Here is an 11,110-nt window from a genome sequence, read left to right as displayed (position 1 = left end):
GCTGCTCGAGCCTATCGGCAACATCCCGCCTGCCGAAGCCGAACACCAATATTATGCTGCCGCAGACAACATCGATATGGCGGCGTGACTCACAACCCAAGGCCTCCGGCAGACCCGGGGCGGTTCAGTCGGGCCCTGCGTATCGCTGTAGTAGGTAACGTAATCGGTATTGCCGACGTTCTGAACGCTCAGCATCACGCGGCCTACCGATAGCTCATAGGCGACATACGCGTCGAACAGCCGATAACCGACGAAGTCGTTGGCGATCGGCTGTCCCTCGAAGCGGCGGGACAGGTAATAGCGGCCCTGGACACGCGCACTGAAACGGCCGCGGCTGTAATCCAGGTTGAGGTTCAGGCGATCCGGCGAGATGTTGGCGCCGTCCAGATCGGCATCGAGAATGCCATCGGCGTTGGTGTCGGTGCGCCCGTTGAGATGGCTGAAACCGGTGCCGACCTTCAGGCCGGGCAGCGGGGTGCGAACAGCGAGGTTCAGTTCCAGACCCTCGATGTCGATCGGCTGTCGTGCAACGTTGAAGAAGCCATCGCTGCTGCGGACGAGCACCTGACCCAGATCGCTCGACGACCAATAATAGGTCGCGCTGGCGTCCAGCGGCCCTTGGTTCACTTCGACGCCGATCTCGCGGTTGTTCGAGATCACGGGGGTCAGATCGAGAAAGTCGGCGATCCGGACATTAGGCTGGCTGATACCGCGCAGGACACGACCAATATCGGCGATCGTGTAGCCCTCGGCATAGCTGCCATAGGTGCGGATACCCTTGACCGGCTCCAGCACGAAACCGCCGTTCCACAGCGCGCGGTTGAAGGATGGCTTGCCGCCGATAACGGCCCGAGAACCGGCACTCGCAAGCGTCGTATAGTCGGGGATATCGAGCCGCACGGTCTCGTACCGCACCCCTCCTGCGACCCTGACGATGCCGTCGAACAGTTTGAGGTTGGCCTGGCCGAACGGCGCGAGGCTGCGAAAATCCGTCCGCGGCACCCAGGTGCGGCCGGTCTGCATCAGATCCTGCTTGGTGCGATCGATCAGCGCGTCGAATCCGGCGGTCAGCGTCAGCGCCTCGAGCCCCGATACCGCGCGTTCATAGCTGATCTTGCCACCGAGCTTGCGCGAGACGTTGCGCGACTGGTCGAACAGCGTGCCGACCGGAGCGATCCTTGCATCCTGGAAGGTCGCGAGGATACCGCCGGCGAACGTGTCGCTGGTCCGGTTGTAGAAGCCCTGGAGCGTGAACGCCCCGCCCATCAGATTGCCGTCGGTCAGCGATGCCGATACCATCTCCGCCAGGCCGGTAGAGGGTTGGCCGGGCGTCTCCCCTTTCCGGCTGGTGGCAGGGATGCCCAGCGTCCGGTTGCCATCGACCGCGACATAGTGGGTGTTGCCTGCCAGCTTGAAGCGGTTGGCGATCACCTCGAACCGGGCGGTGTCGGACAGATCGACGCCGACCCGGCCAAAGAAGGCCAGGCTGTCCGTATCCTGAATTTCGCTCTGATTGCCGTCGAGGCCGATGCGCCGTCCGCGGCCATCGACGAAGACGCCACGCCGCTCGAAGGCGATGCCGCCGGTCGCGTCGAACCGGCCGCTGCGCATGTTGACCAGGCCGGCGACCTTCCCGCCGAGCGATGATCCTGCGAAATCGCCGCCGCTGTTACCCTGAAGCAGCGTGCGGCCGCTCCAGCCGTTTTGCGTCGGTGCGCTCGCGGTGACCTGGTTCACGACGCCGCCGGTCGCGCCAATGCCCTGCAGCGCGTTGGAGCCGTAGATCACTTCGATCCGGTCGATGAAGAAGGGGTCGATGGTATAGCCGTTGCGCGCGCCGTCGCGGATCGGCGTGCTCTGCGGAATGCCGTTGATCGCATAGAGTGGCGAGCGACCACGCAGCGTTTCGCCGAAGCCGGTGATCTTTTCACGTGTGGGCGAGAAGGCCGGCAGCAGCGCCGATATCGCGTCGACGACCGAGCCGGAGACCGCGACCTGACGCGACAGTGTCTCGCGGTCGATCACGTCCACGGTCAGGGGCAGGGCGCTGGCCGGCAGGTTCGTGCGCGCAGCCGTGACTACGATATCTTTCCGCCGGGGGTCGTCCGCGCCATCGCCGGCCTGTATCTCCTGTGCGCTCGCTATGCCTGTCGCCATGACACTGGCGGCGATCATGCCCAATGCGATCTTCATTCTATTCCCCTTTGCGGAGGCGGTAGAAGCAGATCTCCATAATTGCAATCGGTTCGCAATAGCAGATGACTTGCGCAGTTAGGGCCTGATCATCGCCGGCACCACAGTAATGAACATCTTTTCGAACGCGTCGAGCCACCGAAGCGGAGGGCGGCTTACCTACGGTAGCGCAGGACGAGCCGCCCCACCGTCAAACCCGCGGGCACGGCCCCAGGCGGCCGCGGCCACCCTTCGGTTTACGCCAATCTTGCTATAGACGCGGGCAACGTGATTGCGGACGGTGTTGCCGCTGACGTTCAGCGCACGGGCCATCGTCTTGTCGTCCATTCCCTCACAGATCAGTGTGAGTACCTCGCGCTCGCGCGCCGTGAGGTCGTTCAGTCCGGATCGAGCGCTGCCGTGCGATGGTTCGGACCGAAGCGTCAGATTGTCCAATATCGCATGGCTGAGCCACTTAGATTCCGACATCGTAGCTTCGATCGCGGCAGCCAGATTGCGTTCGTCAATCCGACGATTGGTGACGTCGTGAAACGTCCATAGGGTATAGGTCTGCTGGGCAAGCGTGACGTTGGCGTGTGAGACGTGGCATTCCAAGAGTTGTCCGCTCTTGGCGCGGACGAAGCCGGACGCGATCCCCGATGGCCAGATATCGATGTCGTCGATCGAACGACCAACCAAATCGTCCGACAGACACCCGATCAGCGAGCAGAGGCTTTCGTTTGCCATGCTCACCGAGTTATCGGCCGCATCGACGATCATCATACACGCCGACGAGTTCGCGAATGCAGCTTCGACGCTCGTTCGATATTGATCGTGGCGCCGTTCGGTCTCCTGCCACGCGTCTATATCGGTAAGGGCGAACAGCATACAGGGTTGGCCGGCGACGGTCACGGGCTGGCCTGTCACGATCACGCGCCGGCTTGTTTTGTCAGGCATCGTCAGGTTCGCGGGGGTCTGCGGTATCGTTTGCGCATTGACGAGCGCGCTTTTCACCAGGTCGCAGTTCACGACATTTTTGAAGATGTCGCGCTCGTACACGGATCGGTGCAGCCAATCGTCTTCCAAGCTGCTGGTGAGCGCGAGGAAACTACGATTGACCATGACATAGCGGAGGCTGCGCACGCTGCAGACGATGGCAGGCGCCGGGTTCGACTCGATGGTGCATTGAAGGCGGGTGGTGCGATCAGGCGCGGTCCACACGGTTTCCGTAAGGGCGTGGCGGGGTCGTGTGAAGATATCCAGGCAGTCGTTCGTCATTGTCGTTCCTCGTCGCGACGAAGATACGGTTCATTTGTTCGATAGATGAATGACAAAATCGTCATTAAAGGACTGACCCATTTTGATACTGGAAGTACGTACAGATCCCGCACATGTTGGACAGATTACGATGTAGGTCATGGTTGCTTGCTCAATGCCAATCCGATTGAGTCAGGTGTATATCTCATTCGAAATGGGCGTAAGCAATGGGTAATCTTGCTGCTCTGACATAGGATGCAGAAAGAATTTGTTTTTCTGTTGTGCAACACAAATACTTCAGCGTGTCGATATGAGTGAATGATCGTATGTTGTGGGTCGGACTGCGGTTGCTTGTAAGGCAAATTGAAGGAGATTGTACCGGTATAACACAACGGGAAAGCCGGTAGTATTTTCGCGGCCGATGCTAGTTATTCGGTTCCTGCGCCGCTTGCTGGCTATTTTCCTATGCTGTCGGTTTCGCGCGAGGATGACTCATCGTGACCCGGGTCGTCGCAACGGCGCCGAGGATCATCAACGCACCGCCGAGATACAGGATGTTGCGCGGTTCTCCGCCCAGCAGCGAGTGGTAGAACAGCGGCACGGTCAGGCTCTCGATGATCATCGGGATGACGATGAACATGTTGAAGATGCCCATATAGACGCCGTTGCGCTCGGGCGGGATCATGTCGATCAGCATGACGTACGGATTGCCCATCATGCTCGCCCAGCCGATGCCGATGCCCAGCATCGCGACGAACAATGCCGCCTCGGTGCGAAGGCCCGGGATGGCCAGCATCGCCACGCCCGACGCGAGCAGGCACGCGGCGTGTGCGCTCTTGGCTCCCCAGCGGCGTGCCAGCGGGACCAGTGCGATCGCCGCGACGAACGCGACGGCGTTGTAGAACGCGCCGAGCTGGCCGACCGTCAGCACGGTATCGCGGAACGCTTCGCTCTTGGCATCGGTCGCGCCGTGCAGCGACCGCGCGACGGCGAAAGTGATGAACTGCCAATAGGCGAACATCGCATACCATTGGCACAGCATCGCCAGCGCCAGCTGCCGCATCGGCCGCGGCATCTCGACCAGCGCGGTCTTGAGGTCGCGCAGCGTGCCACCGAGCGTCAGCGGCTCCTTCGCCAGCCGCGCCTGCTCTTTGGCGAGCAGCGGCAGTTCGGGGACGCGGACGACCGACCAGACGATCGTCGCGAGCGACAGCACCGCACCGATCAGGAACGCGATCCGCGTAATGTCTGGGATCCCGTTGCCGTCCACGGCGTCCTTGTTGAAGCCGATCCACACCAGCAACGACGGCGCCAGGTACGAGAGCGTCTGCGCAAGGCCGGTGAAGGCGGACTGCGTCAGGAAGCCGGCGGCGCGCTGATCGTCGGGCAGGCGGTCGCCGACATAGGCGCGGTACGGCTCCATCGTCACGTTGTTGGCCGCATCGAGCACCCACAACAGGCTGGCGGCAACCCACAGTGTCGGGCTGTACGGCATCGCCAGCAGGCACAGGCTGCACAGCACCGCGCCGATCAGGAAATAGGGGGTGCGGCGGCCGATCCGGGTCGAGGTCCGATCGCTCATCGCACCGATCAGCGGCTGGATCAGCAGCCCGGTCATCGGCCCGGCGAGCCACAGCAGCGGCAGGCTCGCCTCGTCCGCGCCGAGATAGCCATAGATCGGCGCCATGTTGGCCTGTTGCAGCCCGAACGAGAATTGCAGCCCGAGGAACCCGAGGTTCATCTCGATGAGGCGCATCAGCGATAGGCGGGGCTTGGTCATGCGGCCGAGGTTCATCAAAATGCCCCTTGTACGAGCTGGTCCGGCGCGAACCGATCGATCCTCCCCCGCCAGGGGGAGGTGGCTGGCACCTGCCAGACGGAGGGGGAGGACACGAAACAGCGGTTCCTCCTTACCTCCCCCTCCGTCAGGCTATGCCTGCCACCTCCCCCTTGCGGGGGAGGATTGCGAAATTGCACGCTCATGCTAGGCGACCTGCCCAGACGACGCCCCAGGGTCTTACCGTCAGCGTGGGACCGCAAAGCTGTCCCGACAGGCGATCCTGCCAGCCCGCCAAGCCATCGACTTGCAATGCAGCGTCGGAGAAGTTCAGGTACACGCGGTCGCTGCCACAGCCGATTGCGAGCAGGGCAGGAGAGCCCGAAGCGATCGCGCTCGGCGACCCCGCACCGCCACTCGCGATCCGCGCCGCCCGCAGCGCTTCCAGATCGCCACCGATCCGCCGCGCGGCCGAGCCATCGAGCGCCGTCCAATCCATGTCCGGCCTATGCAGCCAGCGCCCTTCATGCGCGCGCTCCGGATCGCTCAGATAACTCGTATCGTTCAGCAGCCCAGCCTCGTCGCCCATATAGGTCGTCGCCAGCCCGCCACTCGCGATCGACAGCGCATTGAGCAGCGCGATCCGCCGAAACGCCATCTCACGCGCATCGTCGTCCGCCGCCGCTTCGAGCCCAGCCAGCGACGCCATCGTCCCGTTCGAGCCATGCAGCACCGACCCGTCGGACTGGAACGGCGCACCCCGCGCCCAGCTGCCGTCGCCGCCTTCGAGGAACCGCGCCGCCACCTTCAACCGCGCGACCGGGTCCGGATCGATGCCGGCAAGATCGCCGATCACCGCGCCCCAGCCGATATCGTCGTGACACCGCGCATAGCTCAGCCAGTTGGCGCCGCGCGGCAGGCCGCCGCTCGCCTCGACGATCGCGTGGGGCAGGGTGGTGGACTGCTCGGCCAACGCGACCCAGCCCGCCACCATCAGCGAATTATTGTAGACCAGATGGCATTCGGGCTCGAACCCGCCATCCCAGTCGCTGCCCTCGTCGGCCCCGAAATACGGCGGCACCAGCGCGGTCGGGACGATCGCCTCCGCCTTCAGCAACGTCGTCGGCGCGACGATGTCGAGTGCAGCCCTGAGCGCGCGGACGATGAAATGCGCCTCCGGACGGTTGCGGCAATCGGTGCCGAGCTGCTTCCACAGGAACGCGATCGAATCGAGCCGGAACGCTTCGAAACCGTGGTTCGCCAGCCGCAGCATCGTATCGACGATCGCCAGTATGACCTCGGGATTGGACCAGTTCAGATCCCATTGGAACGGGTAGAAGGTCGTCCAGACCTGCCCGCCCATTGCCGGCACGTTGGTGAAGTTGCCCGGCGCCGTGGTCGGGAACACCTCGGGTAATGCGGTCTCGTACGCCTGAGCCTCGTCCTCGCTCAGCACGTGATAGAAAGCGCGATAATGCGGATCGCCGGCGAGCGCCGCCTTAGCCCAGGCGTGATCATCCGCCGTATGGTTGAGCGCAAGATCGACGCACAGGCTGATCCGCCCCTCGCGCAGCCGCGCGGCAAGCCGCTCGACATCGCCCATCGTCCCCAGCCGCGGCTCGATCGCGAGATAATCCGCGACCGCGAAACCGCCGTCGCTGTCGCCCTCGCGCGCCTTCAGCAGCGCGAGCAAATGAAGATAGCGGACCCCGAGCGATTCGAGATGGTCGACCCGGTCGATCAGCCCGCCGACCGTGCCGGCGAACCGGTCGACATAGGTCGAATAGCCCAGCATGTCGGGCGCGACGAACCAGTCGGGGTCGGCCAGCCGCGCTTCGTCCAGCGCGGCCATCGCGTCCGGCCGTTCGCTCGCCCGGTCGCGGAGGATCGTCTCCATCCGCGGCCAGAGCGCCGCCAGCCGATCGCTGCCGTACAGCCGTTCGAGCTGGCGTTTGAGTAGGGGGGCGAGCGCTTCCAGACGGTGCTCGGTGGAGGTCCCAGTCGAAGATTTGGTCACGCTCACCCGCCCGATCAGAAGCCGACGCGGACCGCGGCGGAGATCGTCCGGCCGGTGATCGAGCGCGCACGGACGATGCCGTTGGTCGGGATCGCGCCTTCCTCGGCCTCGGTGATGCCCTTCACGTCGAACAGGTTGTTGCCGTTGACCGACAGCGTGACGTTCTCCGCCGGGCGTACCGAGACGAACGCGTTGACCTGCGTATAACCGGGCATCTTCAGCACGTTGTTGTCCTGCGCGAAGCTGTCGGTGGTGCCGATCACGTTCGCGCCGACGGTAAGCCGGCCGACATCGACCTGCGGGGTCGCCTGGAAGATGAACTTGGCCTGGCGACGTGGGCGATTGCCTTCGACCGCGGGGTTGAGCACGTCCTTGGTGATCTCCGCATCGGTGTACGTCCCGCCCGCCGACAGCGAGAACGGTCCGCGTGCGATCCGGCCCTCGAGCTCGACGCCCTTGGCTTCATATTCGCGGTTGAAGAAGCGCTGCGTCGTCGCCTCGAAATTCTGCTCCTCGGTTTGTGCCCAGAAGCCGGTGGCGTAGAGCGAAATGCCGTTCTGGCGGAACTTGAAACCGCCTTCGAGCTGGCGGACGAAATCGACCGCGGCGCCTTCGTCGGTCAGCCCGCCCGTCGTCGTGTTGATCGACGGGCCGAACAACAGACGATCGGCATTGGCGCGTCCGCCGCGGCTATAGCGGGCGAACACCGCGGTGCTGTCGGTCAGGCGATAGTTCGCGCCGCCCGAATAGGACAGGTAATCGTAATTATAGTTGAGCGGCGACCGGACGTTGGGGATCACCGCGACCTGGCGCTCGGCGGCCGAGATCACGCCGTCGCCGTTGATGTCGAAGGTCGTGATGCCGCTGCCGAAGCCTGCGCCCAGATCGGCGCCGGCGACGCTGCCGCGGGCCCGACCGAAATCATAGCGCAGCGAGCCGTCGATGTTGAACCGGCCGATCTCCAGACCGAGCTGCGCGAACGGGGCATAGGTCGTGTAGTCGAGATCGTACGACCGGCGGCAGCAATTGCCGAAGCCGCTCGCCGAATAGCCGGGGACGCCGTTCTGCGTGACCGGAACGCCCGCCGCGGTGCGGATGTCGACCAGTTCCGAACGGCCGTCATCGGCGACGGTCTGGACGAACGAGTTCCACAGCCAGTCGCTCTTGATGTCCTGGCGCGAGGCATAGAAGCCGCCGGTGATCGCCAGCGTCCCCGAACCGAGTGGGACGGACCCGTTGAGGCGGATGTCGTTGGTGATGTTGTTGAGGCTCTTCAGGTCGACGTCGAACAGCACGACGTTCGCGAGCAGGCCGTTGCCGTTGAGCGACGCCGGGTTGGTGATCCGCTGGCCGTTTTGCGATCCGCTGGCGTAGAACAGCTGTGCGCCGGCACCACCGAGGCCGTTGGCGATCGTCTGCGCGGAATCCACGGCGGACGGGAAGGGCGAGGTGAAGCCGCCCGAGATATCCGAATAGCGGAACCGCTCGACGATGTTCCAGCCGTCGGCGACCGGGATCTGCGTCTCGAGGCCTGCCGAATAGACGACGGGATGCTGGCCGTCGCGGATCGAGCGCGTGACGAGCTTGTTGTCGCCGTCGAGCGTCTGCACGGTGCGGATGTTGCCGCTGTGCAGCGTGCCGTTGTTGATCGAGAAATTGGGGAGGTTGCTGTAGGTCGGGTCGCTGTTCGTGCCGCTCACCTGCACCGGGTTCGGGAGATAGCCGATCGCGCGGTCGTCGAGATACTTGCCGTACAGCCGGACATAGCCGCCATTGCCGAACGACTTGGTGATGTTCGCCTTGAACTGGCCGCCCTTGACGCCGTCATAGCCGACCTGCCGCTGGCCGTCGCCGATCCGGTAGAAGCCGCCGAAATGATAGGTGAGGGTGTCGGACAGCTTGCCGCCCTGGTCGAAATCGACGCGGAATTCGCGGTAGTCGAGCCCGCTGGTCAGCTGGAACGCGCCGCCTTCCTGCTCGCCGGTCTTCGAGATGAAGTTGATGACGCCGCCGGGCGAGTTCGACGCGAAGGTCGAGGCCGAGCCGCCGCGCACCGACTCGATCGTCCGCACGTTGAAATCGGCGCGCAGGAAATTGTCCGCGTTGCCGAAGGTGATGTCGCCGAACTCGAGGATCGGCAGGCCATCTTCCTGCAACTGGAGGAACTTCGAGCCGCCCGATGCGACCGGTAGGCCGCGGACCGAGATGTTCGCGTTGCCGTCGCCGCCCGAGGCCTCGACGCGGATGCCGGGCAGGTTGCGGAGCAGCTCGCCCGAGGTGCGCGGTGCGAGCTGGACCAGCGCATCCGAATTGATCGAGCTGGTGGTAATCGAGGTGTTCAGCCGGTTGGTGCCGCGCGCGACCGCGGTCACGACGATGTCGTCCTGCGGTGCGTCAGCCGGAGCGCCGGCAGGGGCGGCAGCCGGATCGACCTGCGGATCGGCGGTCTGCGCCGAAGCCATGGTTGTGAACGAAGCGGCGGCGATGCCAGCCAGCAAAACGTGACGTACTTTCATGCGATCCTCCCTGCGGGCCGGCTTTCTGTGAAGCCGAGAATCGCCTCCTACGATTCCTGCAATCGATTGCAACAAGTTTTCACAATCGATTGCAGGATTCATCCGGACTGTCGCGGAATCAACACAGGTGGCACGATCGCGGACTCGGCCGGCTCCCCGGCGATCCGCTTCAGCAGGCGGTCGACCATCAGTTCGGCACCGATCGCCAGGTCCTGGCGGATCGTCGTCAGCGAGGGCGAGGTATGCGCGGCAAGCGTCACGTCGTCATAGCCGACCACCGCAGTCGTGCCGGGAATGTCGATCCCGGCCTCGGCCAGCGCGCGCAGCACGCTCATCGCGGCAACGTCCGATGCGGCGAAGATCGCATCGGGAACGGCACCACGCGCGAGATGCTCCGCCACCGCGGCATTAACCGCTTCGGGCATCATCGGCGTCGCCAGCACGTCATGCGGCACGCCTGCATCGTGCGCCGCCGCCGCGAACCCGGCCAGCCGGTCCGCGAATTCGGGCGGGGCAGGGTCGCCGACGAACAGGAGCCGCTGACGGCCCTGCGCGATCAAATGCTCCGCCGCCATCCGCCCCCCCGCGACATTGTCCGATCCGATCGTCAGATGATGCTGGCCGGGGCGATGCGCGCCCCACACGACCAGCGGACGATAGCGTTGCGCGACCCGCTCGATCACGCCGAACTGGTCCGACTGCCCGACCAGCAACAGCCCGTCGATCCGCCCACTGTCGACCACGCGCTCCAGCCAGTCGTCGGCATCGGGAATGACCCGCGACAACAGGATGTCATAGCCGCGCTCGACCAGCAGATCGGCGAGGAACCCGAGCAGCGACAGGAAGAACGGGTCGGTCAGGTGCTGCGTCTTCGCGTGGCCGAGCGGCAGGACCAAGCCGATCGCGCCGGTGCTCTTCAGCCGCAGGTTGCGCGCGAGCTGGTTGGGCCGCACGTCATGCTCGCGCGCCAGCGCTCGGATGCGCTCGCGGGTCCCTGTATTGACGGAAGGATGCCCAGCCAAGGCGCGCGAAACCGTCGCAGTCGAAACACCCGCAAGAGCGGCTAGGTCGGCGAGTTTCATTGTTTGGGAATCCACGTCGATACAGTTGATGGGCACCTCGTACGGTCAGCGCCCGAATGCCGCAATTGCGAGAGACATGGCGCGCGTCGTGCCTGACGGTCGATTTGTCACTGAAGGCTGGCGGGCCGTAGAAGATTGCAGAGTAATCGGTGTACCGAGCGTTGCGCGCTGTCGATCGGTCGCGCCGGATCGTGAAGTCGAAGAGAAATTTGCCGTCCGGCGAGCGTTGGGCTGCAAAGTGGCCGCAAGCGACGTTTGTCGACCGCGCCAAGGCGAAAACTTTCGCTAT

At 64.3% G+C, this 11,110-nt stretch carries 6 protein-coding genes; all 6 read right to left on the bottom strand.

What is annotated here, in order from left to right:
* Positions 1-51: 51 nt before the first annotated feature.
* Positions 52-2,193, bottom strand: a complete 2,142-nt coding sequence (locus SPHN_RS12175) for a TonB-dependent receptor (RefSeq protein ID WP_248523665.1) — start codon at positions 2,191-2,193, stop codon at positions 52-54.
* Between the two features lie 159 nt (positions 2,194-2,352).
* On the bottom strand, positions 2,353-3,450 hold the full coding sequence (locus tag SPHN_RS12170; RefSeq protein ID WP_248523663.1) for a LuxR C-terminal-related transcriptional regulator: 1,098 nt from the start codon (positions 3,448-3,450) through the stop codon (positions 2,353-2,355).
* A gap of 442 nt (positions 3,451-3,892) precedes the next feature.
* Positions 3,893-5,224 carry an MFS transporter gene (locus SPHN_RS12165; protein WP_248523661.1) on the bottom strand — a complete coding sequence of 444 codons (1,332 nt, stop codon included), beginning with the start codon at positions 5,222-5,224 and terminating at the stop codon, positions 3,893-3,895.
* Positions 5,225-5,408: 184 nt separating this feature from the next.
* Positions 5,409-7,223 (bottom strand): alpha-amylase family glycosyl hydrolase, encoded by a 1,815-nt coding sequence (locus tag SPHN_RS12160; protein WP_248523659.1) that lies wholly within the window; start codon positions 7,221-7,223, stop codon positions 5,409-5,411.
* 14 nt (positions 7,224-7,237) lie between these two features.
* Entirely contained in the window at positions 7,238-9,739 is a 2,502-nt protein-coding gene (locus tag SPHN_RS12155; RefSeq protein WP_248523657.1) for a TonB-dependent receptor domain-containing protein, read from the bottom strand.
* A gap of 98 nt (positions 9,740-9,837) precedes the next feature.
* Entirely contained in the window at positions 9,838-10,821 is a 984-nt protein-coding gene (locus SPHN_RS12150; RefSeq protein WP_248523655.1) for a LacI family DNA-binding transcriptional regulator, read from the bottom strand.
* Positions 10,822-11,110 lie beyond the last annotated feature (289 nt).

Source organism: Sphingomonas faeni, assembly GCF_023195535.1.
Classification (GTDB): Bacteria; Pseudomonadota; Alphaproteobacteria; order Sphingomonadales; family Sphingomonadaceae; genus Sphingomonas; species Sphingomonas faeni_B.
The sequence above is the reverse complement of the archived record's forward strand: the minus strand, read 5'-3'. Positions and strand labels throughout refer to the sequence as shown.